This window comes from Metabacillus sediminilitoris, assembly GCF_009720625.1.
Lineage (GTDB): Bacteria > Bacillota > Bacilli > Bacillales > Bacillaceae > Metabacillus > Metabacillus sediminilitoris.
This window is the reverse complement of record NZ_CP046266.1, coordinates 228,699-253,784: the sequence shown is the minus strand read 5'-3', so window position 1 is coordinate 253,784 and position 25,086 is coordinate 228,699. Positions and strand designations below refer to the sequence as shown.

At 40.0% G+C, this 25,086-nt stretch carries 18 protein-coding genes, 13 tRNA genes and 3 rRNA genes; 5 read left to right on the top strand and 29 right to left on the bottom strand.

The genetic code is table 11. The features are described 5' to 3' along the window. Nucleotides 1-425 precede the first annotated feature (425 nt). Nucleotides 426-2,948 carry a tetratricopeptide repeat protein gene (locus GMB29_RS01430; protein WP_136358368.1) on the top strand — a complete coding sequence of 841 codons (2,523 nt, stop codon included), beginning with the start codon at nt 426-428 and terminating at the stop codon, nt 2,946-2,948. A gap of 380 nt (nt 2,949-3,328) precedes the next feature. Here the strand turns inward: GMB29_RS01430 and groL are convergent, their stop codons facing one another. After that, on the bottom strand, nt 3,329-4,966 hold the full coding sequence (groL, locus tag GMB29_RS01425; protein ID WP_136358366.1) for a chaperonin GroEL: 1,638 nt from the start codon (nt 4,964-4,966) through the stop codon (nt 3,329-3,331). Nucleotides 4,967-5,022: 56 nt separating this feature from the next. Then, a complete protein-coding gene (gene groES / locus GMB29_RS01420) occupies nt 5,023-5,307 on the bottom strand; it encodes a co-chaperone GroES (protein ID WP_026561982.1) in 285 nt (94 codons plus the stop codon). 336 nt (nt 5,308-5,643) lie between these two features. Between groES and GMB29_RS01415 the strand changes: the two genes are divergently transcribed. Next, nucleotides 5,644-6,387: a CPBP family intramembrane glutamic endopeptidase gene (locus GMB29_RS01415; RefSeq protein WP_136358364.1), complete on the top strand. Its 744-nt coding sequence runs from the start codon at nt 5,644-5,646 to the stop codon at nt 6,385-6,387. After that, on the top strand, nt 6,384-6,587 hold the full coding sequence (locus GMB29_RS01410; RefSeq protein ID WP_196305219.1) for a YdiK family protein: 204 nt from the start codon (nt 6,384-6,386) through the stop codon (nt 6,585-6,587). The genes GMB29_RS01415 and GMB29_RS01410 overlap by 4 nt, the downstream gene beginning before the upstream one ends. A gap of 6 nt (nt 6,588-6,593) precedes the next feature. On the opposite strand, the gene tatC is transcribed toward GMB29_RS01410, so the two are convergent. The 4 genes from tatC to moaC form a co-directional block, all read right to left on the bottom strand. Continuing rightward, on the bottom strand, nt 6,594-7,352 hold the full coding sequence (tatC, locus tag GMB29_RS01405; RefSeq protein WP_136358359.1) for a twin-arginine translocase subunit TatC: 759 nt from the start codon (nt 7,350-7,352) through the stop codon (nt 6,594-6,596). Between the two features lie 17 nt (nt 7,353-7,369). After that, nucleotides 7,370-7,582, bottom strand: coding sequence for a twin-arginine translocase TatA/TatE family subunit (locus GMB29_RS01400; RefSeq protein ID WP_319941459.1), 213 nt, complete (start codon nt 7,580-7,582; stop codon nt 7,370-7,372). 25 nt (nt 7,583-7,607) lie between these two features. Further along, nucleotides 7,608-8,255 carry a redox-sensing transcriptional repressor Rex gene (locus tag GMB29_RS01395; RefSeq protein WP_136358357.1) on the bottom strand — a complete coding sequence of 216 codons (648 nt, stop codon included), beginning with the start codon at nt 8,253-8,255 and terminating at the stop codon, nt 7,608-7,610. A 420-nt stretch (nt 8,256-8,675) separates the two neighbouring features. Next, a complete protein-coding gene (moaC, locus tag GMB29_RS01390) occupies nt 8,676-9,164 on the bottom strand; it encodes a cyclic pyranopterin monophosphate synthase MoaC (protein ID WP_136358355.1) in 489 nt (162 codons plus the stop codon). A gap of 195 nt (nt 9,165-9,359) precedes the next feature. Here moaC and GMB29_RS01385 point away from each other — a divergent pair, with 195 nt between their 5' ends. Next, nucleotides 9,360-11,294 (top strand): ABC-F family ATP-binding cassette domain-containing protein, encoded by a 1,935-nt coding sequence (locus GMB29_RS01385; RefSeq protein ID WP_136358353.1) that lies wholly within the window; start codon nt 9,360-9,362, stop codon nt 11,292-11,294. Between the two features lie 372 nt (nt 11,295-11,666). Here GMB29_RS01385 and tsaD read toward each other — a convergent pair whose 3' ends face one another. The 22 genes from tsaD to GMB29_RS01275 all read right to left on the bottom strand — a co-directional run bounded on the left by tsaD (nt 11,667) and on the right by GMB29_RS01275 (nt 22,495). Further along, nucleotides 11,667-12,689 (bottom strand): tRNA (adenosine(37)-N6)-threonylcarbamoyltransferase complex transferase subunit TsaD, encoded by a 1,023-nt coding sequence (gene tsaD / locus GMB29_RS01380; protein ID WP_136358351.1) that lies wholly within the window; start codon nt 12,687-12,689, stop codon nt 11,667-11,669. Continuing rightward, nucleotides 12,686-13,138 carry a ribosomal protein S18-alanine N-acetyltransferase gene (rimI, locus tag GMB29_RS01375; protein ID WP_136358349.1) on the bottom strand — a complete coding sequence of 151 codons (453 nt, stop codon included), beginning with the start codon at nt 13,136-13,138 and terminating at the stop codon, nt 12,686-12,688. The genes tsaD and rimI overlap by 4 nt, the downstream gene beginning before the upstream one ends. A 13-nt stretch (nt 13,139-13,151) precedes the next feature. Then, nucleotides 13,152-13,841 carry a tRNA (adenosine(37)-N6)-threonylcarbamoyltransferase complex dimerization subunit type 1 TsaB gene (tsaB, locus tag GMB29_RS01370; RefSeq protein WP_136358347.1) on the bottom strand — a complete coding sequence of 230 codons (690 nt, stop codon included), beginning with the start codon at nt 13,839-13,841 and terminating at the stop codon, nt 13,152-13,154. After that, nucleotides 13,822-14,295 (bottom strand): tRNA (adenosine(37)-N6)-threonylcarbamoyltransferase complex ATPase subunit type 1 TsaE, encoded by a 474-nt coding sequence (gene tsaE / locus GMB29_RS01365; RefSeq protein WP_136358345.1) that lies wholly within the window; start codon nt 14,293-14,295, stop codon nt 13,822-13,824. Before tsaE ends, tsaB begins: the two co-directional genes overlap by 20 nt. Before the next feature lie 15 nt (nt 14,296-14,310). Next, complete coding sequence (gene thiL, locus GMB29_RS01360) at nt 14,311-15,294, bottom strand: thiamine-phosphate kinase (RefSeq protein WP_136358343.1); 984 nt, start codon at nt 15,292-15,294, stop codon at nt 14,311-14,313. Nucleotides 15,295-15,506: 212 nt separating this feature from the next. Further along, nucleotides 15,507-15,583 (bottom strand) — tRNA-Asp (locus GMB29_RS01355). Between the two features lie 4 nt (nt 15,584-15,587). After that, a tRNA-Met gene (locus tag GMB29_RS01350) sits at nt 15,588-15,664 on the bottom strand. A 47-nt stretch (nt 15,665-15,711) separates the two neighbouring features. Beyond that, nucleotides 15,712-15,827 (bottom strand): 5S ribosomal RNA (gene rrf / locus GMB29_RS01345). Between the two features lie 79 nt (nt 15,828-15,906). Further along, a 23S ribosomal RNA gene (locus tag GMB29_RS01340) occupies nt 15,907-18,836 on the bottom strand. A 177-nt stretch (nt 18,837-19,013) separates the two neighbouring features. Beyond that, nucleotides 19,014-20,563 (bottom strand): 16S ribosomal RNA (locus GMB29_RS01335). Together the 16S, 23S and 5S rRNA genes with 13 tRNA genes alongside form the textbook arrangement of a ribosomal RNA operon. A 102-nt stretch (nt 20,564-20,665) precedes the next feature. After that, a tRNA-Gly gene (locus GMB29_RS01330) sits at nt 20,666-20,739 on the bottom strand. Nucleotides 20,740-20,752: 13 nt separating this feature from the next. Then, a tRNA-Pro gene (locus GMB29_RS01325) sits at nt 20,753-20,829 on the bottom strand. 6 nt (nt 20,830-20,835) lie between these two features. Beyond that, nucleotides 20,836-20,912, bottom strand: a tRNA-Arg gene (locus tag GMB29_RS01320). A 95-nt stretch (nt 20,913-21,007) separates the two neighbouring features. Next, nucleotides 21,008-21,093, bottom strand: a tRNA-Leu gene (locus tag GMB29_RS01315). Nucleotides 21,094-21,104: 11 nt separating this feature from the next. After that, nucleotides 21,105-21,190 (bottom strand) — tRNA-Leu (locus GMB29_RS01310). Nucleotides 21,191-21,202: 12 nt separating this feature from the next. Next, nucleotides 21,203-21,278, bottom strand: a tRNA-Lys gene (locus GMB29_RS01305). A 6-nt stretch (nt 21,279-21,284) separates the two neighbouring features. Continuing rightward, nucleotides 21,285-21,359, bottom strand: a tRNA-Gln gene (locus GMB29_RS01300). Between the two features lie 137 nt (nt 21,360-21,496). Continuing rightward, nucleotides 21,497-21,573, bottom strand: a tRNA-Asp gene (locus tag GMB29_RS01295). 89 nt (nt 21,574-21,662) lie between these two features. Next, nucleotides 21,663-21,734, bottom strand: a tRNA-Glu gene (locus GMB29_RS01290). Between the two features lie 13 nt (nt 21,735-21,747). After that, a tRNA-Ser gene (locus tag GMB29_RS01285) sits at nt 21,748-21,838 on the bottom strand. Nucleotides 21,839-21,841: 3 nt separating this feature from the next. Beyond that, nucleotides 21,842-21,916: transfer RNA gene (locus GMB29_RS01280), tRNA-Asn, on the bottom strand. A gap of 120 nt (nt 21,917-22,036) precedes the next feature. After that, nucleotides 22,037-22,495 (bottom strand): SprT family protein, encoded by a 459-nt coding sequence (locus tag GMB29_RS01275; RefSeq protein WP_136358425.1) that lies wholly within the window; start codon nt 22,493-22,495, stop codon nt 22,037-22,039. A gap of 234 nt (nt 22,496-22,729) precedes the next feature. Between GMB29_RS01275 and cmpA the strand changes: the two genes are divergently transcribed. After that, nucleotides 22,730-22,843, top strand: coding sequence for a cortex morphogenetic protein CmpA (cmpA, locus tag GMB29_RS01270; RefSeq protein WP_136358426.1), 114 nt, complete (start codon nt 22,730-22,732; stop codon nt 22,841-22,843). A gap of 9 nt (nt 22,844-22,852) precedes the next feature. Here cmpA and GMB29_RS01265 read toward each other — a convergent pair whose 3' ends face one another. Continuing rightward, nucleotides 22,853-25,015, bottom strand: coding sequence for a Tex family protein (locus GMB29_RS01265; protein ID WP_136358428.1), 2,163 nt, complete (start codon nt 25,013-25,015; stop codon nt 22,853-22,855). Nucleotides 25,016-25,086 lie beyond the last annotated feature (71 nt).

Below are 25,086 nucleotides of genomic sequence, written 5' to 3'. Positions count from 1 at the left end.
ATCCATTTATTCTGCTCTTGTTGACGATGATGCCTCCTAGTATCGCGATGTAAGTGCATACATTTCAGATCCCTCTGTTACAAGGCTAATTTTACATGCTTATCCAAAGGTCAAGTAGCTTTTTATACTGTATAAAAGTACAGTAACGCTGTACCTTTTACGTGTTAATTTTTCATATACAAAAAGAGATCTATTGGTAAAATAAAGTGAGACTTCCATCAGTGGGGGTTTTCTTCATCCCCCACTGATGGTTAGCGAAACTTATCACGCATAAAACGCCACGTCCTTATGTCTTGCCTGATCTTTGGACGTCCTGTCCTTCGTCGGATCTCCCACTTATCTTTTTTGTTTCTCTCGAATCTTGAAGTGGGAGTCTTACTGCCCGTTAAGAATGGGATAAAAATATTAGGAGGTGGGTAGGTACTATGGCTGAACTTGAAGATCAGAAAAATTTCGCGGAACTGTTATCTGCTGGTGTTAAGTCATTAAAACTCCATCCTGATTATAAGATTCGAAGAAAAAAAAATGAAACTAATCCTTCAGGACAATCTTATTTAGATAAAATTGCTTACCAGCTAGGCGTCTCTTCCAACACGATTAAAAGCTGGATTGGACAGATGGGCGCAAAATATATTCCCGGACGAATTGACGACGGAAAGCTTTTCGGGATTCTCTGGATCATTCTTGAAAAAACGGATATGAATATTCAATGGTTTATAAAACTACTCGAGACCACTACGATACCTGTTATCAAACCTGCCTTACCTGTATGGGTAACGTCATGTCTTAAAAAAGCAAAAACGTTACGAAATGATGAGTCATTCGGTGCACCTCTTGATGAAGAGATTGAAAAAGTAGTGACACGTTTGTTTCACGATATACAAGACAGTGACACGAATACATATCAAGAACAACCATTAACGCATAATTTGCCAACACGCTGGACAGGCAACTTTATCGGACGGAGATTTGATGTGGAAGCAATCCGTCAGTGGCTTCTTTCTCCTTCACCAGTTTGTTTAATTACCGGATGGGCAGGTATGGGGAAAACGACAATTGCTCTTGAGGTAGCCTATGCCTGTGCTGGGGACCCCTACGGAGATACTGTTAGAGTTGGCGTAGGTTGGCCAACATTTAAAAGTATCATCTGGGTTAGTGCGGATTGGAAAGGGTTAAGCTTTAGTGATTTTTTAAATACAATTGCTTACCAACTCGGACGTGTGGAACAAATAGATAAATCAATTAATGAAAAACGGTTTGTTGTCCGGAATGCATTAGCTCATTATTCCAGGAATGAACCTGTTTTGCTTATTGTAGACAGCATCGATACCGCCGAAAGTGCAATACACGAATTCATTACTAACCTTCCACAAGGTGTTAAGGTCATCCTTACATCTCGCGAGAACTTAAATCTAAGATATAGGGATGCTTTTCGGGAAATGGTGACCACTCAGCTTAAAGGCCTTGAAAAAGAGGAAGCTCTTGATTTTCTTTCTTATGAAATACATCGTTACTTACAAACATGTAATTCTCCAATGAAACGAGAAAAAATCGAACAGTTATTAACGATATCCCCTGAAATCAAGCATCAGTTAATTTTAGCAACCGCTGGAAACCCTAAAGCGATGGCCCTAAGCATAGCGTATATTTCAGATGATGACATTCCAGCTCAGCAACTAATTCACGATCTAGGCAAAGCAGGCTACTCCCTGTTAGAACTTTTTGACTTCCTCTTCGGGCGCACATGGAAACGATGTGATGAAAATACCCAGCGACTATGGCAGGTGCTATGCTTTTTCAGCAAACCTCCTGATGAAGAGAGCTGGGCTGCAGCTGCGGGATTAGATGTTCGAAAGTTTCATTATGCGGTTGAACAAATGCGGACCTATGCCCTCATACAGCCAGAACGTGTTGAAGGGAATTTATATTATCTCGGACATCAAACTGTCGTAGCTTATGGCGAACAACACTTGTCTGAGAATCAAGATTTTGAAAAGGAAGCGCGCTTTCGATGGGGCAAATATTATATTCATTACTTAGAAACACATTTAAAACGGGAACAGCCAAATTCTGTTTATTGGAGTTATCTTCTCGGTCGTGACTTGGAGCAAATTAAGAAAGAATGGCCGAACATCCTTAAGGTTTTAGAGTGGTCAAGTCAGGCTGAAAAAAAGGAGATATTAATTGAACTCATCACCCGGATAAGTCATTTTTTAAGTCGGATTAACTTGCCATTACGAATCGAATATGGCCTAAAAGCGGCTGATTATGCCAATCAATTAGAAAGAAAGACGCTTGAAGCATTTTTTAGAATCGATACATTAGGTTGGGCACTTATAGAAGTCAATGACTTGGACGGAGCCCTTCAACAAATCGAAGCCGGTCTTCAAATACTCGAGCATTTAAATTCTGATCATACCGATGTTTACGACTTAAAGGTTTGGGGACTTGCCTTAAAATCGCGACTTTTTTTAAAAGCAAACAAACGAGAGAAAGCGGAAGCTATTTTAGAAAAAGTAAAGGATGTTCAGACTACACCTATTATTCAGCATCGAGTTTTATTAGTTCGAGGAGACCTATGCTTATTGTACAGAAATTTTGAAGAAGCAATTCAATTATACGAAGCTGCCAACGAAATTAGCTCTATCTATGGCGGTGAAAAAACGATTGAAGCCTATTTTCATCTTGGTGTCGCCTATGTGAATTGTGACGAATTCGAAAAGGCAATAGCAGCTTTTGATCGTATTCTCTATGACAAAAATAAGGCGAATCAAATTGAGTTAATTTATTTTCACTATGGGATGGCCCAATTGTTATTACACAAAGGAGATTATACAAAAGCGCTAAAATCAAATCTAAAGGCTATCAACCTTATCGATTCATGGGAACCTACCATTAGTATTCGAAAAGAAGTAGAACAGCTAAATAAGTTAATTGAAAATAATTAAACAGAAACAATAATTAAAACATTTTAAAAGTGATTCTTTAAGGTTTTGCCCTTAAAATTAAATATAGGTTTTTTAACATCTCTCAACGCGTGAGTTCGAATTGAAATGGGCTCATGCTTTTTTAATTTTACAATAAAAGAGATTCACCATTGTTTAAGTAATACAGAGGTTATTTCAAAAACCAATGAACATTTATTCATATAACAGCCAAAATAAAAGAAAAGGCCTTCCACCAGTTTAGTAAACTGATGAAAGACCTTCTCTGATTAGATGGTTTTTTATGAAAAAAGTGAGCATTTTTTGCTTACTATGAGCAAATTATGAGCATTTATCTTTATTCCACTTAAAAACCCCTATATATCAAGGCTTAATGATGTTGATTACATCATGCCGCCCATTCCACCCATGCCGCCCATGCCGCTCATGTCAGGCATGCCGCCGCCGCCTTCTTCAGGCTTGTCAGCGATAACAGCTTCAGTTGTTAAGAACATAGCTGCTACAGAAGCTGCGTTTTGAAGTGCAGAACGAGTTACTTTCGTTGGGTCAACGATACCAGCATCGATCATGTTTACCCATTGACCGTTTGCAGCATTGAATCCAATGCCAGCTTTTTCGTTTTTCAAGCGCTCAACGATAACAGATCCTTCAAGACCTGCATTGTGTGCGATTTGACGAACTGGCTCTTCAAGAGCACGAAGGATGATGTTAACACCTGTTTGAGTGTCACCCTCTTCTTGAATTGCAGCTACTTTGTTATATACGTTTACTAGAGCAGTACCACCACCAGCAACGATACCTTCTTCTACTGCAGCACGAGTAGAGTTAAGAGCATCTTCGATACGTAGTTTACGCTCTTTTAATTCAGTTTCAGTTGCAGCACCAACTTTAACAACTGCAACACCGCCAGCTAATTTAGCTAAACGTTCTTGTAATTTTTCTTTGTCAAATTCAGAAGTTGTTTCTTCTAATTGAGCACGGATTTGAGATACACGACCTGAAATTTTATCCGCTTCACCAGCACCTTCAACAATTGTTGTGTTTTCTTTTGTTACAACAATTTTAGAAGCGCGGCCTAATTGAGTAATATTAGCAGATTTAAGGTCTAAACCTAAATCTTCAGTGATTACTTCACCACCAGTTAAGATCGCAATATCTTCAAGCATTGCTTTACGGCGGTCACCGAATCCTGGAGCTTTAACAGCTACTGCATTGAATGTTCCGCGAAGTTTGTTCACTACTAAAGTAGCTAATGCTTCACCTTCTACATCCTCAGCAATTAATACTAGTGGTTTACCTTGTTGAACAACTTGTTCTAATACAGGTAAAATTTCTTGAATGTTTGTGATTTTTTTGTCAGTGATTAATACATATGGGTTATCAAGAACTGCTTCCATTTTGTCAGAATCAGTTACCATGTATGGAGATGCATAACCACGGTCGAATTGCATACCTTCTACTACTTCTAGTTCAGTAGAGAATCCTTTAGATTCTTCGATTGTGATAACACCGTCGTTACCAACGCGTTCCATTGCTTCAGCAATTAATTGACCTACTTCTTCATCAGCTGCAGAAATTGCTGCAACTTGAGCAATAGATTCTTTGCTTTCAATTGGTTTAGAAATTGCTTGTAACTCTTCTAATGCAACAGCTACAGCTTTTTCAATCCCTTTACGAACTACCATTGGGTTTGCACCAGCAGTTACGTTTTTTAATCCTTCGCGGATCATAGCTTGAGCTAAAACAGTTGCAGTAGTTGTACCGTCACCAGCAACATCGTTTGTTTTGCTCGCTACTTCTGCAACAAGCTTAGCACCCATGTTTTCGAAAGCATCTTCTAATTCGATTTCTTTCGCGATTGTCACACCATCATTCGTAATTAAAGGAGAACCGAATTTCTTTTCTAAAACGACGTTACGTCCTTTAGGTCCTAATGTAACTTTTACAGCATCTGCTAATGCGTCAACACCACGTAGCATTGAACGACGAGCTTCTTCGCTAAATCTAATATCTTTTGCCATTTTTACATAACCTCCTCAAAGTTTTAAAAATGATTCTATGGTATGGGCTGTAACGATTATCCGATAACAGCTAAAATGTCGTTTTCACGTAAAATTAAGTATTCAGTACCTTCATATTTCACTTCAGTACCTGCATATTTTGAGAAGATAATACGATCGCCTTCTGCTACTTCAAGAGCTACTTTTTCTCCACTATCTAATACACGACCTGTACCAACAGCTACTACTTTACCTTCTTGTGGCTTCTCTTTCGCACTATCTGGAAGGACGATACCACTAGCAGTTTTTTCTTCTGATTCAACTAACTCAATAATAACGCGATCACCTAATGGCTTTAACAAGTGAAACAACCTCCTCAAATTCTTTTAAAAAATGATTATTTTTCCTTTTTATTAGCACTCAATAACCTTGAGTGCTAACACAATTAATATATTATATAAGATCTCTTTCAATTTCAAGTATGAAGTTAAAATTTTTTTCGGGCGTTTTCATAAGTCTTGTCTTTTCATCATTTAAACTAATTCTTAAACGTTATCATACATATGTTCATATCAAGGTATGATACAATAAATCTGTAAAAGAACAGAAGAATTTCATTTAGAATTCTTCGTTCATTCGCTCATCATCATGTAGAAAAATGCAAATAGTAATGGGGACGTTTTTTAAAGGAGGTTTACATGAAAAAAGAGTATTGGTTTATTTTATTAACATATATGCTTATGCAACTATCAGGTATAGTCGGAATCAGCATATTAAATTATTTACATATAGGGGAAACGACCACTGAAAAATTTGGTTATTGGACCATCTTTAGCTTTACACTTGCGTTTCTTATTATTCTTTTTTTACTAAGAAATGATCGTAAAGAGGTAAGACTGCTGCGAGGGAAACCTTCATCGGTTTTGGCGACAATTGGTTGGTCGATTGGTGGCGTATTTTTAGCATATTTCTCCCAAGTCTTTGCAGCTAGTATTGAAATTAATCTATTTGGGGTAGATCCTGGATCTGAAAACACGCAAATGCTTGTGAATGTAATAGAGGTTACACCGGTGCTCATTCTTGTTACCTCTATAATAGGACCTATCTTAGAAGAGATCATTTTTCGTAAAATACTATTTGGCGTCTTATATATCAGAACAAATTTTTTCATAGCAGCTCTCATCAGTTCAATTATCTTTTCACTTTTACACGGTGAGCCGCATCATCTTCTCTTGTATGCATCAATGGGCTTTACCTTTGCGTTTCTTTATGTGAAAACAAATCGAATCATAGTTCCGATCTTGGCACATGTAACGATGAATACACTAGTCATATTAATTCAAACCGTTTTCCGTGAAGATATTGAAAAAATGATGAAGCAATATGAGGACATGCAACTAGAGCAACACGTGCAACTAATAATTGGAGGCTTTTTATCATGAGAACAAACCCTATTTCCATGGGAATTTTTTATTTAACGATGGGGTTACTGTTTACCTACTTAGCTATTAACAGTGCTGAAAATGGAATTTTTTCATTTCCAACAATCATCCTAATGATCATCGCAACCTTCGATATCGGTGTTGCCATTAGAATGTTTAATTTATCTAGAAGATTAAAAAAAGTAAATGCGAAAAAATGAGACTGATCATCCAGTCTCATTTTTTGTATTCTCCTCTTCAAACCGCAGCTTCTGAGCTCTTCGATACGTAATTCGAGATACCCAAATACTAATTTCATATAAGATAAATAATGGTATTGACACCATTAAGTGTGAAGTTAATTCTGGCGGTGTGATTAGTGCGGCAATGACCAACAGAACAAAGTATGCATATTTTCTTACTTTTGATAGAAACATTGGCGTAACAATTCCTAATCTCGTCAGAAACATAATAACGACTGGTAATTGAAACAGCAGCCCAAACGGGATGGTTAGCTGTAATAAAAACGTGAAATATTCATGGATTCCAATCACTTGATTTACTTCTAAATCATTTGAGATCTTTTCCATGAAATCTACGACAAACGGAAACAAAATAAAATAGGAAAAGGAAATACCCGCTAGAAATAACAAAAGTGATAGTGGAATATAGCTTAAAGTAACACGTCTTTCCTTTTCATATAAACCTGGACTAACAAATGCCCAAAGTTGATACAAAATGACAGGTGACGTAATGATAAATGCAATAATAAATGCAAATTGCATATACACCATTAAAGGGTCTGTTAGATTAAAGGAATTTAGTGTTAAATTCCTAGCTTGATCTGTTTGTTGTAAATAAACGATAATCGGTCTTGAAAGCAAAAAGCCAGCTATTACAGCTATGAAAAAGAAAACGACAACAATGATCAGTCGTTTTCTAAGCTCTGTAATATGTTCAATGACCGACATTTCATTATGTTTCATATCGGATTCATCCTATCTTACTTGACTTCTTCCTTTTTTTCGATCTTTTTTACATCATCATCTTCATCATCTGCTAAGCCTTTTGTTGCAGTTTTAAATTCACGTAACGAACTCCCAACTGCTTTACCTAAATCAGGTAATTTTTTAGGGCCAAAAATAAGCAATGCTACAAATGCGATTAATAATAGGCTACCAAATCCCATTGATGCTCCGAATCCAAGTGTTAGCATGGAGATCCACCTCCCTTAAATAATTTTAAGATTTATCTTCATTTGGATAATGCTTTAAAAAATAAACAAGTGACTGAAGTTCCACTGCTAAATCAATATGATGGATCCGTATATCATCTGGAACATTTAACCTTGCAGGTGTAAAGTTTAAGATCCCCTTAATCCCCTTTGTTATCAGCCGATCTGTAATCGCCTGAGCAGCTGGAGCCGGTACCGTTAATATCGCAACAGTCACATCTTCAGGTAGTATCTCTTCAAGTTGATCTAAGTGAAAGACTGGTACCCCACCTATTTCTTCTCCAACTTTTTCGGTGTCTACATCAAATGCAAGTGAAATAACAGTGTTATTATTCTTTGTGAAATTATAATGCAAAAAGGCAGTTCCTAGATTCCCTACACCAATTAAACATACCTTTGTCATTTCGTCTTGATCCAATGTTTTTCTAAAAAAGGATAACAAATAATTAACATTATAACCATATCCCTTTTTTCCTAACGCACCGAAATAGGAGAAATCTCTCCGTATTGTTGCAGAATCAACCTTTACAGCATCACTTAATTCAGCAGATGAAACCCGCTGTTTTCCTGATGAGTGTAAATTTTTTAAAAATCGATAGTACAAAGGCAAACGCTTAGCAGTTGCCTGAGGTATTTTAGATTGTTCAATATTCATTCACTCTTATCCCTCACTCTAGAAATGCGTAAGCGCCTTGTTCAGCCACGACAGACATAAGACGCGCATGAATAGAAGATGCTTTTTACCTTCAATTCATGCGTGGCTTATGACCCCGAGTGGCTAGGCGCTGGAGCTAGACATGAAAACTAAGTCTAAAACCTTAAACTAATTATCCTTTAAGAAATGCGAAGTGCCTTGTTTAGCCCAAAAGGCATAAGACACGTACATGACTAGAAGGTGTTCTTTACCTTCAATTTATGGGTGACTTAAGACCCTAAGATGCTGGGTGCTTGAGCTAGACATAAAAACTCAGTCTAGTTTATTACCTTAAATCCTTTAGAAAATGCGTAAACGCCTTGTCCAGATTCGACAGCAGGCATAAGAACACTTCATACATTTAGAATTCTTTATGATACATCATTTATCTACCCGATGGAAGTCACCACTTTTTCCTCCGGTTTTTTCTACTAAATAGGTAGGACCTATGACCATTCCTTTATCTACAGCTTTACACATATCATAAACTGTCAGAGCTGAAACACTTGCAGAAGTTAACGCTTCCATTTCAACACCTGTACTCCCTGTTGTTTTAACAGTTGAAGTGATCATTAATTCATAATTACTTTCTTCTATTTTCCATTCAAACTCAATATCTACACCTTTAATGGGAATTGGATGACACATTGGAATGACATTAGCTGTTTGTTTTGCTGCCATAATACCTGCTACTTGAGCAACTGAAAGAACATCACCTTTACCAATTTCATGATTAGTGATTTTTTTATATACCTCTTCAGTTAGTTGGATGCTCGTTTTTGCACGTGCAGTTCTCTTTGTTGTTTCTTTCGCAGAGATATCAACCATTTTGGCTCTGCCTTGATCATTGAAATGGGTAAATTCTGACATATACAAATCCCCTTATACGTAGACTATACACTATTTTTTACTATCTGTCTGTTTGTTATTGTGACAATTGATTAAATTTATAAATCTCTCTCATATCTCTATTTTATCGTTGTTTTTTAAGAGAAATCATATGTATCATTGTTGCCCATTGGTTCCTATTAAGCTAAACTAAAGGCATTGATAGAGGTGAATACAATGATATTGTTACAAATAAATCAACTTAGCAAATATTTTGGTCCTGATCCTATTCTAACGAATATTAAGCTTGAAGTACAAACAAGAGATAAGATTGCCATTGTTGGCCGTAATGGAGCTGGAAAATCTACTCTTTTAAAAATTATTGCTGGGTACATGTCACATGATTCAGGTGAAATAATCAAGCCGAAAGATGTTTCTGTTGGATATTTAGCTCAAGATACTGGGCTAGAATCTCAATTATCAATCTGGGATGAAATGAATTTAGTTTTTAAAGAGCTTCAGTCCATGGAAAAAGAGATGAGAAACCTAGAACAACAGATGGCTATTATTGATCCCGCATTAGAATCAAAGAAATTCGAACAGCTATTAAAGGAATATGATAGCTTGCAAGTAAAATTCAAGGAAAGCGGCGGCTACCAATATGAAGCAGATATCCGATCAGTACTTCATGGTCTTGGATTCAGTACATTTGATTCCGATACGAAAATAGCCTCATTAAGCGGCGGCCAGAGAACCAGACTTGCCTTAGGTAAATTACTGTTAACAAACCCAGACCTGCTAATTTTAGATGAACCGACGAATCATTTAGATATTGAAACATTAACATGGCTTGAACAATACTTGCAAAATTACTCAGGAGCTATTTTAATTGTTTCGCATGACAGATACTTTTTAGACAAAATTGTAACACAAGTATACGAAATTAGTCGTCAAACGAGCACAAAATATATTGGCAATTATAGCAGTTACTTAAAATACAAAGCAGAAAACTATGAAAAAGAGCTCAAAACCTATGAAAAACAACAGGAAGAAGTAGCTAAACTAAAGGATTTTATTCAGCGAAATTTAGCACGTGCTTCAACAACAAAGTTAGCACAAAGCAGAAGAAAAAAATTAGAAAAGATGGACATACTGAATAAGCCGTTGGGCGATGAAAAATCAGCCAACTTTCAATTTGATATTGAGAGACAAAGTGGCAATGATGTACTAAAGGCCACGAACATATCTGTCTCATATGATTCGCAGCATCCTATTATTTCAAATATTTCCTTCTCGATTTCCCGCGGTGATAGCATTGCTCTAATTGGTCCTAATGGGATTGGTAAATCTACATTACTTAAATCGATTGTTCAAAAACTAGATGCTTTGTCTGGAACTTTTGCCCTTGGCTCTCATGTTCAAATTGGCTATTATGATCAACAACAAGCAGACCTTACATCAAATAAACGATTGTTAGATGAGCTTTGGGACGATTATCCACAGAAGACCGAAAAGGAAATCAGAACGGTACTAGGAAATTTCCTCTTCTCTGGAGATGATGTTTTAAAGCCAGTTTCAACACTAAGTGGTGGCGAAAAGGCTAGACTTGCCCTAGCAAAGCTGATGCTTCAAAATGCTAACTTTCTTATCCTTGATGAACCGACAAACCATCTTGATTTAGATAGTAAAGAAATTTTGGAAAATGCTCTTATTGATTATCCGGGAACGATCTTATTTGTATCACATGACAGGTACTTTATTAACAGGATTACTACAAAAATATTTGAACTCTCAAGTGATAATCTCAAGGAATACCTTGGGGACTATGATTATTACATGACAAAAAAAGAGGAGCAATTAGAGCTTCTGCGTTTAGAGCAAAAACCTGTGGATAAATCTTCGCAAAAGGCGGCCTCACCTCAACAAGAAGCGAAACTGTCTTATCAACAAGAAAAGGAATTAAAGAAGCAAGAAAGACAAAAGCAGCGAAGAATTGAAGAAATTGAAGATGAAATTGCAACAATTGAGGAGCAGGTAGAAAAAAATGATGCTCTTCTCTGTGATCCTGATATCTACCAAAATCATGAAGAAGTACAAAAAATTAATACTGAAAACGATCTACTTCAGGCCAAATTAGAGAATTTGATGAATGAATGGGAGCAATTGCACTAAAAAAACAGCGAATTTCTCGCTGTTTTTTTATGTTTAATTTTTTTGTCACATTGTGTATTTCTTTATATTTTTATCATTTTTTATCCACATCACAGTACCTTTATTTTCAACATATCAACAGACTTATACACATTATCCACAATTTTATTAAAAATTGTCCTAGTTATTCACACCCCCTAGTAGTATTGATATGACAGGAATTTTCGTTGTTTTACACAATTCTACAAAAATCGTGCATATTTTGTGGATAACTATGTTTATAACTAAATGAGAGCGATTCCTTAACCTCATAGACATAAGGTATAGAAATTTCCCATGAGTGCCTTTTGGTCTAGTGTCGTAAAATAAAAAGACTTCCGAATAATCGAAAGTCTAAAAAGAGGGTAATTCTAACCCAGGATTAGCATTTAGAGCTAAATCGCTCCTAACCCCTTTTTCATATAGAATACTGCCTACAGCTGCAATCATTGCTGCATTATCCGTACATAGAGATAGAGGTGGAATGACCAATTTCAATCCTTCTCTAGAGGAAAATTCCTTTTCTAGTGCTGCACGCAAACCTTTATTTGCAGCAACACCACCTGCTAATAAAAGTTGCTTAACTTGATATTTATCCACAGCTTGTGCTGTTTTTGTTACTAAAACATCAATAACACTTGCTTGAAAGCTCGCAGCAACATCTTTTGCCTCTAACTCAATTCCTTTTTGCTTAGCATTATGAAGCGTATTGATAACGGCAGATTTTAGTCCGCTGAAGCTAAAATCAAATGAACCTTCCCCTAACCAGGCTCTTGGTAAATCAATTGTTGCCTCACCTTCATGTGCTAATCGATCAATATGTGGACCACCTGGATATGGAAGACCTAACGTTCTTGCAACCTTGTCATATGCTTCACCAGCAGCATCATCCAAAGTTTCACCTATAACTTCAAAATGAGCATGTTCTTTCATATAAACAAGTTCAGTATGGCCACCAGAAACGACAAGAGCAAGTAATGGAAATTCCATCTCAGTTAAGAGTCGATTTGCATAAATATGACCTGCTATGTGATGGACACCTATAAGTGGGAGATCTTGTGAAAACGCCAATGCCTTAGCCGCGTTTATACCTGTTAAAAGAGCCCCCACTAAACCAGGTCCTTCTGTAACTGCAATCGCTGTAAGATCACCAAAACCAAGGTTAGCTTGTTTCATTGCTTCTTCAAAAACAATGGTCAATTGTTCTACATGATGCCTTGAAGCAATCTCTGGTACCACACCGCCAAATCGCTTATGACTTTCAATTTGTGAAGCCACTACATTCGCTACAATTTCATGACCATTTTTAATAATGGCTGCTGCTGTTTCATCACAGCTTGTTTCAATACCTAAAATATATTGATTTGTCTGTTTCATCCTAAATTCACCCACATTACTAAAGCATCTTCTTGATTATCCGTATAATATCTCTTTCTAATTCCTCCAGCCTCAAAACCGAGCTTAGTATAGAGAGATTGAGCAATATGATTGGAAACTCTCACTTCTAATGACAATCGTTTTGCACCCATTTCTTTACTTAACTGAAGTGAAAATGTTAGTAAACCTTCACCAATTTTCATTCCTCGAAAATCAGGGTGAACGGCTATATTAGTTATTTGCGCATCATCCATAATTACCCATAGACCACAGTAGGCGATTACTTTTTCTTCACATTCAACCACTAAATATTTTGCAAATAAATTTTGCTCAAGTTCATAATATAGAGATTCCTTAGACCATGGTGTAGAAAATGACAGTAATTCTATTTCATAAACCTCATCAATATCTTCTCTTTGCATTTTTCTTATCTTAAACCTATTATCCAAGTTCCCCACCATCTTACTTTTGCTGTTCTAGCCATTTTGCTTCTGCTTCAGCTAGTCGGATATAATTTGGAACAAGAGAATGAACATCTTGTGCTTCCCGATTTAAACCAATTATCCCTAATTCGCTAGGTCTCGGATTATTATGTACGACCTGTGCAATTTCACCCATAGTACCTAAAATATGTACAATAGATTCTTTATGTATGACTACATCGTTTCCTAACAATAATATTCTTTCATTTTTCTCTTTAAGCATTGAAAGCCAATCAACTAATAAAATATTTTGATCTGCTTCTATTGTTACTAAACCTTCATTCGTATACTGATATAATCCTGTATACACCTGACCTCTTCGCGCATCAAATAATGGAGAGATATACCCCGAAAAAAATCTGCCATTTGCTGCTAGAACTTCTAGGCTCGAAATACCAACAATCGGTATTTGAAGAGACCATGCCATTGTTTTAGCAATTGATACACCGATCCGAACACCTGTATATGAACCAGGCCCAGTAGCAACAATTATTTTTTCTAACTGTTTTGGACTAACATCACAATCATTTAATAATTGCTCAATAGCAGGCATTGCCCGAACAGAATGGTTCTTTTTTAAATTTGTAATATATTCCCCAATTACTCTTTCTTCCTCGACCAGTGCGATCCCTAACACATTATTTGTGGTATCAATTGCTAGTGCTTTCATTGCTTAACTCCTTACATATTTCAAGATAATGAGTACCATATGGAGTCATCATAATTTTTCTTTGTGATTCATTTACATATAGGATTCGAATATCTAATCGCTCTTTTGGTAGTTGATCCTCAATGAGATGTGCCCATTCTACCACAGTGACCCCATCTCCGTGAAAGTATTCATCAAAGCCTAAATCCTCATCAGCATCCTCTACACGGTAGACATCCATATGATATAAAGGCAATCTTCCATCCTTATATTCCTTAATGATCGTAAAGGTAGGACTGTTGACATTCCTTTTAATGCCTAGACCTAATGCTAACCCTTTAGTAAAAGTTGTTTTTCCTGCACCTAAATCACCCTCAAGTGTAACAACATCACTTTTACCTAATAACTCTGATAATCTTTTAGCTATTCTAACCGTCTCACTTGACTCATTTGTTAAGAATTCGTACTCTGCCACTACATTTCACCTAACTTACCTTTTGAAGTGATTATACCCTGATTTCTCAAGAGTAATCGTATTATGATCTTTTGTTACCATTCGTACAGAAGAATGATCACTAGTTACTGTGCCAATTTTTGTGACTGAGATCGATTGATCTTCACATTCATTTCTTAATTTTTCCCATGATTCTTGAGAAGTAGTTCCAACCAACTCGAAATCCTCACCGCCAAATAAAACCCACTTGTTTAGTTCATGAGATGTTCCTAATTCTAGTAATGCTTCACTAATAGGAAGGTCAGCCTCGTTAATCGTAATTCCTAATTGACTTGCCTCTGAAATTTCATTTAATTCACTAGCTAATCCATCACTAATATCATTTAGTGATGCTCTTTCTAGCTTTGCAATGAATTGTCCCTCTTTTACTCGTGGGGTTGGTCGCTTGTGACGTTGAATAAGATACTCTTTATGGGACTTATTATTCAAGGTTACATGCTCCAATAAAAGCGCTAGTCCTGCTGATGAGTCACCAACATTCCCTGTAACAAAAACAATATCACCATCTCTTGCATTACTTCTAAGCGTTTGGACATTGGCATTAACTTCACCGATTACTGTAACTGTTACAACAAGTTTATCAGCTGTAGAGACAGTATCACCGCCTAATAGGTCCATCTCATACTCATTTGCTAACTCTTTCATCCCCTGATAGAGGTTTAAAAGCTCTTGCTCTTTCCAACTAGATGGGATAGCAATAGAAACTAAATAGTAAAGTGGAATTGCCCCCATTGCGGCGATATCACTTATATTTACAGCTAGTGCCTTATATCCAATTTCCTCGGGTGTAGAAACATGCTTAAGAAAGTGAACCCCTTCTACCATCGTATCCACACAAACTACCTGATGTGTATGTTCTGAAGTTTTATACACAGCTGCGTCATCACCGATACCTACTTTCACATCTTGATGAAAGTGACAGCTTGACTTCAATTTATTAATAAAATCAAATTCGTCCATTGCCTTCCCATCGTTTCCTTTATGAATAAGTTTATGAAAAAACCTTAGGAATCTTTTTCCTAAGGAGTTATCTCTACTTATAGTTTAGCTTATAGTCATAGTTTATCCAAGTTTTACTTGTTCTAACTTTACTCTTATCAAAATGTAAGATGTATACTAAAAAAAGACATAAAAAAAACGAAACATGTTTGTTTCGTATATTAATCATATAATGGCGGTCCGGACGGGACTCGAACCCGCGACCTCCTGCGTGACAGGCAGGCATTCTAACCAACTGAACTACCGGACCATTTTGGTTGCGGGGACAGGATTTGAACCTGCGACCTTCGGGTTATGAGCCCGACGAGCTACCGGACTGCTCCACCCCGCGACAATAAAAGTAAATAAATATTTTATTTGCATTTAATTATAATAACTACTTGGCAACGTCCTACTCTCACAAGGGGAAACCCCTAACTACCATCGGCGCTGAAGAGCTTAACTTCCGTGTTCGGCATGGGAACGGGTGTGACCTCTTCGCCATCGTCACCAAATAATTATTAAGTTGAAGGATGTTCCCTCAAAACTAGATAACGATTCACAATTCAATTCACTTTGTTTAACGCATTATATTAGGTTAAGTCCTCGATCGATTAGTATCAGTCAGCTCCACACGTCACCGCGCTTCCACCTCTGACCTATCAACCTGATCATCTTTCAGGGATCTTACTAGCTTACGCTATGGGAAATCTCATCTTGAGGGGGGCTTCATGCTTAGATGCTTTCAGCACTTATCCCTTCCGCACATAGCTACCCAGCTATGCCTTTGGCAAGACAACTGGTACACCAGCGGTGCGTCCATCCCGGTCCTCTCGTACTAAGGACAGCTCCTCTCAAATTTCCTACGCCCACGACGGATAGGGACCGAACTGTCTCACGACGTTCTGAACCCAGCTCGCGTACCGCTTTAATGGGCGAACAGCCCAACCCTTGGGACCGACTACAGCCCCAGGATGCGATGAGCCGACATCGAGGTGCCAAACCTCCCCGTCGATGTGGACTCTTGGGGGAGATAAGCCTGTTATCCCCGGGGTAGCTTTTATCCGTTGAGCGATGGCCCTTCCATGCGGAACCACCGGATCACTAAGCCCGACTTTCGTCCCTGCTCGACTTGTAGGTCTCGCAGTCAAGCTCCCTTGTGCCTTTACACTCTACGAATGATTTCCAACCATTCTGAGGGAACCTTTGGGCGCCTCCGTTACATTTTAGGAGGCGACCGCCCCAGTCAAACTGCCCACCTGACACTGTCTCCCAGCCCGATAAGGGCTGCGGGTTAGAATTTCAATACAGCCAGGGTAGTATCCCACCGACGCCTCCACCGAAGCTAGCGCTCCGGCTTCTCAGGCTCCTACCTATCCTGTACAAGCTGTACCAAAATTCAATATCAGGCTACAGTAAAGCTCCACGGGGTCTTTCCGTCCTGTCGCGGGTAACCTGCATCTTCACAGGTACTATAATTTCACCGAGTCTCTCGTTGAGACAGTGCCCAGATCGTTACGCCTTTCGTGCGGGTCGGAACTTACCCGACAAGGAATTTCGCTACCTTAGGACCGTTATAGTTACGGCCGCCGTTTACTGGGGCTTCGGTTCAAAGCTTCGCTTGCGCTAACCTCTCCCCTTAACCTTCCAGCACCGGGCAGGCGTCAGCCCCTATACTTCGCCTTGCGGCTTCGCAGAGACCTGTGTTTTTGCTAAACAGTCGCCTGGGCCTATTCACTGCGGCTTTTCGCAGGGCAAGCCCTGAAAAAGCACCCCTTCTCCCGAAGTTACGGGGTCATTTTGCCGAGTTCCTTAACGAGAGTTCTCTCGCTCACCTTAGGATTCTCTCCTCGCCTACCTGTGTCGGTTTGCGGTACGGGCACCTCTCACCTCGCTAGAGGCTTTTCTTGGCAGTGTGGAATCAGGAACTTCGGTACTATATTTCCCTCGCCATCACAGCTCAGCCTTTACGACAACGGGATTTGCCTCGTTGTCAGCCTAACTGCTTGGACGCGCTAATCCAACAGCGCGCTTACCCTATCCTTCTGCGTCCCCCCATTGCTCAAATGGTGAGGAGGTGGTACAGGAATTTCAACCTGTTGTCCATCGCCTACGCCTTTCGGCCTCGGCTTAGGTCCCGACTAACCCTGAGCGGACGAGCCTTCCTCAGGAAACCTTAGGCATTCGGTGGAGGGGATTCTCACCCCTCTTTCGCTACTCATACCGGCATTCTCACTTCTAAGCGCTCCACTAGTCCTTCCGGTCTAGCTTCACAGCCCTTAGAACGCTCTCCTACCATTGTTCGTAAGAACAATCCACAGCTTCGGTGATACGTTTAGCCCCGGTACATTTTCGGCGCAGAGTCACTCGACCAGTGAGCTATTACGCACTCTTTAAATGGTGGCTGCTTCTAAGCCAACATCCTGGTTGTCTAAGCAACTCCACATCCTTTTCCACTTAACGTATACTTTGGGACCTTAGCTGGTGGTCTGGGCTGTTTCCCTCTTGACTACGGATCTTATCACTCGCAGTCTGACTCCTGAACATAAGTCTTTGGCATTCGGAGTTTGACTGAATTCGGTAACCCGATGGGGGCCCCTAGTCCAATCAGTGCTCTACCTCCAAGACTCTCAATTTCAAGGCTAGCCCTAAAGCTATTTCGGAGAGAACCAGCTATCTCCAAGTTCGATTGGAATTTCTCCGCTACCCACACCTCATCCCCGCACTTTTCAACGTGCGTGGGTTCGGGCCTCCATTCAGTGTTACCTGAACTTCACCCTGGACATGGGTAGATCACCTGGTTTCGGGTCTACGACCACGTACTCTTTCGCCCTATTCAGACTCGCTTTCGCTGCGGCTCCGTCTCATCAACTTAACCTTGCACGGGATCGTAACTCGCCGGTTCATTCTACAAAAGGCACGCCATTACCCATTAACGGGCTTTGACTACTTGTAGGCACACGGTTTCAGGATCTCTTTCACTCCCCTTCCGGGGTGCTTTTCACCTTTCCCTCACGGTACTGGTTCACTATCGGTCACTAGGGAGTATTTAGCCTTGGGAGATGGTCCTCCCTGCTTCCGACGGGATTTCACGTGTCCCGCCGTACTCAGGATCCACTCTGGAGGGAACGAAGTTTCAACTACAGGGTTGTTACCTTCTTTGACGGGCCTTTCCAGACCTCTTCATTTACTCCGTTCCTTTGTAACTCCGTATAGAGTGTCCTACAACCCCAAGAGGCAAGCCTCTTGGTTTGGGCTAATTCCGTTTCGCTCGCCGCTACTTGGGAAATCGCGTTTGCTTTCTCTTCCTCCGGGTACTTAGATGTTTCAGTTCCCCGGGTCTGCCTTTATCACCCTATGTATTCAGGTGAAAATACTACTCCATTACGAGCAGTGGGTTCCCCCATTCGGAAATCTCCGGATCAAAGCTTACTTACAGCTCCCCGAAGCATATCGGTGTTAGTACCGTCCTTCATCGGCTCCTAGTGCCAAGGCATCCACCGTGCGCCCTTAACAACTTAACCTTTGACATCATTGATGTCGTTTTAATCAATTATTAAGAGAATCACTAAACTAAGCGTTTAAACTCAGTGAATTACTTGAATTGTTATCGTTATCTAGTTTTCAAAGAACATATTAAAGAAAGATCAGAATGATCTCTCAAAACTAAACAAAAACCAAGTGTGCCTCATTTTCCTTAGAAAGGAGGTGATCCAGCCGCACCTTCCGATACGGCTACCTTGTTACGACTTCACCCCAATCATCTGTCCCACCTTAGGCGGCTGGCTCCTTACGGTTACCCCACCGACTTCGGGTGTTACAAACTCTCGTGGTGTGACGGGCGGTGTGTACAAGGCCCGGGAACGTATTCACCGCGGCATGCTGATCCGCGATTACTAGCGATTCCGGCTTCATGCAGGCGAGTTGCAGCCTGCAATCCGAACTGAGAATGGTTTTATGGGATTGGCTTGACTTCGCAGTCTTGCAGCCCTTTGTACCATCCATTGTAGCACGTGTGTAGCCCAGGTCATAAGGGGCATGATGATTTGACGTCATCCCCACCTTCCTCCGGTTTGTCACCGGCAGTCACCTTAGAGTGCCCAACTGAATGCTGGCAACTAAGATCAAGGGTTGCGCTCGTTGCGGGACTTAACCCAACATCTCACGACACGAGCTGACGACAACCATGCACCACCTGTCACCACTGTCCCCGAAGGGAAAGGTATATCTCTATACCGGTCAGTGGGATGTCAAGACCTGGTAAGGTTCTTCGCGTTGCTTCGAATTAAACCACATGCTCCACCGCTTGTGCGGGCCCCCGTCAATTCCTTTGAGTTTCAGTCTTGCGACCGTACTCCCCAGGCGGAGTGCTTAATGCGTTTGCTGCAGCACTAAAGGGCGGAAACCCTCTAACACTTAGCACTCATCGTTTACGGCGTGGACTACCAGGGTATCTAATCCTGTTCGCTCCCCACGCTTTCGCGCCTCAGTGTCAGTTACAGACCAGAAAGTCGCCTTCGCCACTGGTGTTCCTCCAAATCTCTACGCATTTCACCGCTACACTTGGAATTCCACTTTCCTCTTCTGCACTCAAGTTCCCCAGTTTCCAATGACCCTCCACGGTTGAGCCGTGGGCTTTCACATCAGACTTAAGAAACCACCTGCGCGCGCTTTACGCCCAATAATTCCGGACAACGCTTGCCACCTACGTATTACCGCGGCTGCTGGCACGTAGTTAGCCGTGGCTTTCTGGTTAGGTACCGTCAAGGTACCAGCAGTTACTCTGGTACTTGTTCTTCCCTAACAACAGAACTTTACGACCCGAAGGCCTTCATCGTTCACGCGGCGTTGCTCCGTCAGACTTTCGTCCATTGCGGAAGATTCCCTACTGCTGCCTCCCGTAGGAGTCTGGGCCGTGTCTCAGTCCCAGTGTGGCCGATCACCCTCTCAGGTCGGCTACGCATCGTCGCCTTGGTGAGCCGTTACCTCACCAACTAGCTAATGCGCCGCGGGTCCATCTGTAAGTGATAGCCGAAGCCATCTTTCAATGTCGAACCATGCGGTTCGAAATATTATCCGGTATTAGCTCCGGTTTCCCGGAGTTATCCCAATCTTACAGGCAGGTTACCCACGTGTTACTCACCCGTCCGCCGCTAATCTTTGGGAGCAAGCTCCCTCAGATTCGCTCGACTTGCATGTATTAGGCACGCCGCCAGCGTTCGTCCTGAGCCAGGATCAAACTCTCCAATAAAGAGTTGATGTAGCTCATAATTTTTGTACTATATAGTACGTTTTGTTAATCGAAATTAACGTTGGCACGCTTGGTTTTGTTTAGTTTTCAAAGATCATTTTTTGGAGCGGGTGAAGGGAATCGAACCCTCATCATCAGCTTGGAAGGCTGAGGTTTTACCACTAAACTACACCCGCATTACGACAAGTCTGGTCGGGAAGACAGGATTCGAACCTGCGACCCCTTGGTCCCAAACCAAGTGCTCTACCAAGCTGAGCTACTTCCCGTCATTATGGCGCGCCCGAGAGGAGTCGAACCCCTAACCTTTTGATCCGTAGTCAAACGCTCTATCCAATTGAGCTACGGGCGCATTTTAACTTGCATCCTAAGTTCGCCGTTATTGAGAAGCGACTTTTATATCATAACACTTCTTAACATCAAAGTCAACATCTTTTTTATTTCTTTTGGTGCGGCCGAGAGGACTTGAACCTCCACGGGGTCGCCCCCACTAGGCCCTCAACCTAGCGCGTCTGCCATTCCGCCACGACCGCGAAAAAACCTTTGGTGCGGGTGAAGGGACTTGAACCCCCACGTCACAAGGACACTAGATCCTAAGTCTAGCGCGTCTGCCAATTCCGCCACACCCGCAAGGTGTGTATATGGTGAGCCATGAAGGACTCGAACCTTCGACCCTCTGATTAAAAGTCAGATGCTCTACCGACTGAGCTAATGGCTCTAATAATGGCTGGGCTAGCTGGATTCGAACCAACGAATGACGGAGTCAAAGTCCGTTGCCTTACCACTTGGCTATAGCCCATTGAAATTATTGCGTGATTTCACTCCCGTGAACAATCACCACAACCACTTATTAAAACTTCCTTTGAAATAACAAGAATTTAATATTATCATATCTGTTCCATCAACTCAAGCGTTATTTTTTACCAATAACTTGAATGGCGGTCCGGACGGGACTCGAACCCGCGACCTCCTGCGTGACAGGCAGGCATTCTAACCAACTGAACTACCGGACCAAATGTTGAATTTTACGGAAATAAATAGGAGGTGAGTTTTGTGCATTGTTCTCACAAGTGCCCACTTCCTGTTTTTCCACGATATGATATGACCCGTACGGGATTCGAACCCGTGTTACCGCCGTGAAAGGGCGGTGTCTTAACCGCTTGACCAACGGGCCGTAATATAATATATGGCGGAGAAGGAGGGATTTGAACCCTCGCGCCGCTTACGCGACCTACACCCTTAGCAGGGGCGCCTCTTCAGCCACTTGAGTACTTCCCCATATGGCTCCGCAGGTAGGACTCGAACCTACGACCGATCGGTTAACAGCCGATAGCTCTACCACTGAGCTACTGCGGAATAATCATTACAGACTTCCTTTATTATATAAAGGGCATCTTGTCCTGTCAAGACTTATTCTTAATAATTAAGTCCCATCAGCGACGGCTTTTATAATTTATCACAGCATACTATTCCGCGTCAACCCTTTTTATAAAGATAGATTTTCCCTCCGCATTTTCCACAGACAAGTCTAGTAGTATCTACCTTTCTCTTCCTTTTATAAATAAGCGAACAGCTTTTACATTTATAAATGAGGGGAGCACTATTTGACTTTATTTCTTTCTTTAGAGGTTTGCAAAACCTTGGTGCTCCGACTTCTTTTAGCAAGTCTTTAAAATCTTTATCTCCATGTTTATATCCTTTCCCCTCTAAATGTAAATGGTAGTGACATAATTCATGTTTAATGATACCGATTATTTCTTCTAGACCATGTTCGATATAGTATTTTGGATTAATATCTATATTATGACTTCTTAATAGATACCTTCCTCCAGTCGTTCTAAGTCTTTTATTAAAGGTCACTTGATGATTAAATGGTTTATGAAAATAGTTCAAGGATATTTCTTCAACAAGTTGTTGAAGCTTCATATCATCCATTATTGATTCCCCCAACTTTTAGTAACTCTGTACTAGCAATCCGCATACATTATAAACACCCATACTCCATTATAAAGCGAGACTTCTATAGTAGGAAGTTTCTTTATCCACTGATTATTATAAATAATAATAAGCATATACGGCCAGCCCCCCAGTCTACATCAGACCCTCTACGTCTTAAAGTAGTGAATGACTGCCCGTTAATTTGCGATAATAAATAAGGAGGAATGATCAATGCCATCATGGTTACAAAATCAAATGCAGCGAGCATTTTATGAAAAAAATCGTTATCAAATCAAATTATTGAATCAATGTTGGTTTTTTTATAAAGAAAAACACTGCTCATAAAGCAGTGTTTTAACTTTTCACCATTGTTAAGGCTACTCTTCCCTTTTTAAAATCAACATCATCTACCCATACTGTTACTACATCACCAACAGCTACAATATCAAGAGGATGTTTTACAAAGGATTTACTTAATTTAGAGATATGAACAAGACCGTCCTGCTTAACACCAATATCGACAAAGGCACCAAAATCCACTACATTTCTTACCGTTCCTTGTAATTCCATTCCTTGTTGCAAGTCTTCTAATTTCAGTACATCCTTCTTCAATAATGGTTTTGCAACATCATCACGGGGATCCCTTTCAGGACGTATTAACGCATCACAAATATCTTTAAGAGTTAACTCACCTATCGAAAGAACATCTGCTACTTCCTTGTGATTGATACTTTTGACTTTGTTTTTTAAATCTTCACTTCCCAAATCAGATACAGTCGCGCCTAATTGATCTAGTAATTTGTTTACCTCTGGATATCTTTCAGGATGAATACTTGTTCGATCAAGAGGTTGATTACCCTCATTTACTCTTAGAAAGCCAATACATTGCTCATACGTTTTAGCTCCTAAACGAGGTATGTCTTTTAATTGTTTTCTATTAGAAAAACGTCCGAGTTCCTCTCTCTTTTTAACAATATTATTAGCCACCGCTTTACTTAAGCCAGCCACATACTGAAGGAGTGAAGATGAAGCAGTATTAACATTCACACCAACTTGGTTTACTACTGTTTCAACAACAAATGTTAATGATTCATTTAACTTTTTTTGCGAAACATCATGCTGGTATTGCCCAACTCCAACAGACTTTGGATCAATTTTCACTAGTTCAGCCAAAGGATCTTGGAGTCTTCTTGCAATCGAAACTGCACTTCTCTCTTCAACTTGTAAATCAGGAAATTCTTCTCTAGCTAAATCTGAAGCAGAATATACACTTGCTCCTGCTTCATTCACAATTATGTACGATACTTCACTATCAATTTCTTTTAAGATATCTACAATAAATTGTTCAGTTTCTCTTGATGCTGTACCATTTCCAATTGCCACAATTTCCATTTCATACTTTTTCAATAAATCCGTAACTGCTTCTTTCGCTTGTTCTTTCTTGCTATCAGAAGTATGAGGATAAACGACTCCGATATAAAGCACTTTTCCTGTTTGATCAACAACAGCTAATTTACACCCTGTTCTAAATGCAGGATCTACACCAAGGACCATTCTCCCTTTTAATGGTGGCTGTAAAAGTAAATTTTTGAGATTTTCCGAAAATATATGGATGGCACGATCTTCTGCCTTTTCTGATAACTCTTTTCTAATTTCTCTCTCAATAGATGGTTGGATTAATCGTTTATATGCACCTTCAATCGCCTCTACCATAACATCATGAACGATTGAATGATTAATCTTCAATTCTTGTTTTTGGATATATTCTACAATTTGTTCGATTGGGGCCTGAATTGAGATGCGAAGAATGTCTTCCTTTTCGCCACGGTTAATTGCTAGTACACGATGTGGGACAATTTTTTGAATCGGCTCTTCGTACTCATAATACATTTCATATATATTTTTTTCGTCTTTTTCTTCATCTTTCACAACTGAGGAGATGCTTCCCTTTTTAAACGTGATATCACGGATCCATTGGCGATACTTTGGTTGATCAGATATATGCTCTGCAATGATATCTTTTGCACCTTGAATTGCCTCTTCAACTGATTTAACTTCTTTTTCTTCATTAAGAAATTCTTTAGCCTTTTCGATCATATCTCCTTGAGCAGGTAACTGGTGAATCCACTCCGCAAATGGTTCAAGTCCTTTTTCCTTTGCGACAGTTGCCTTTGTACGTCTTTTTTGTTTATATGGTCGATACAAATCTTCAACCTGTTGCAGCTTTGTTGACTTATGAATGTCAGCTGCAAGCTGTTCCGTTAATTTCCCTTGCTCTTCGATAAGACGAATTACTTCATCTTTTCGATTTTCAAGGTTTTGCATGTACTCCCACTTTTCGGAAATGTCGCGGATTTGCACCTCATCTAGTGCACCAGTTTGTTCTTTTCGATATCGAGCAATAAAAGGAACTGTGTTTCCCTCTTCAAGTAGTTTTATTACATTTGTTACTTGCTTGAAATGAATAGCCAGTTCTGTACTAATATGTTGAATGATTTGATTTTGTTTGTCTATCATTGATAAGCCTCCAGTGATTTGATGCCGATCGTGTCATTTATTTAAGGTCTGAGCAGGTATGTTAACCCTTT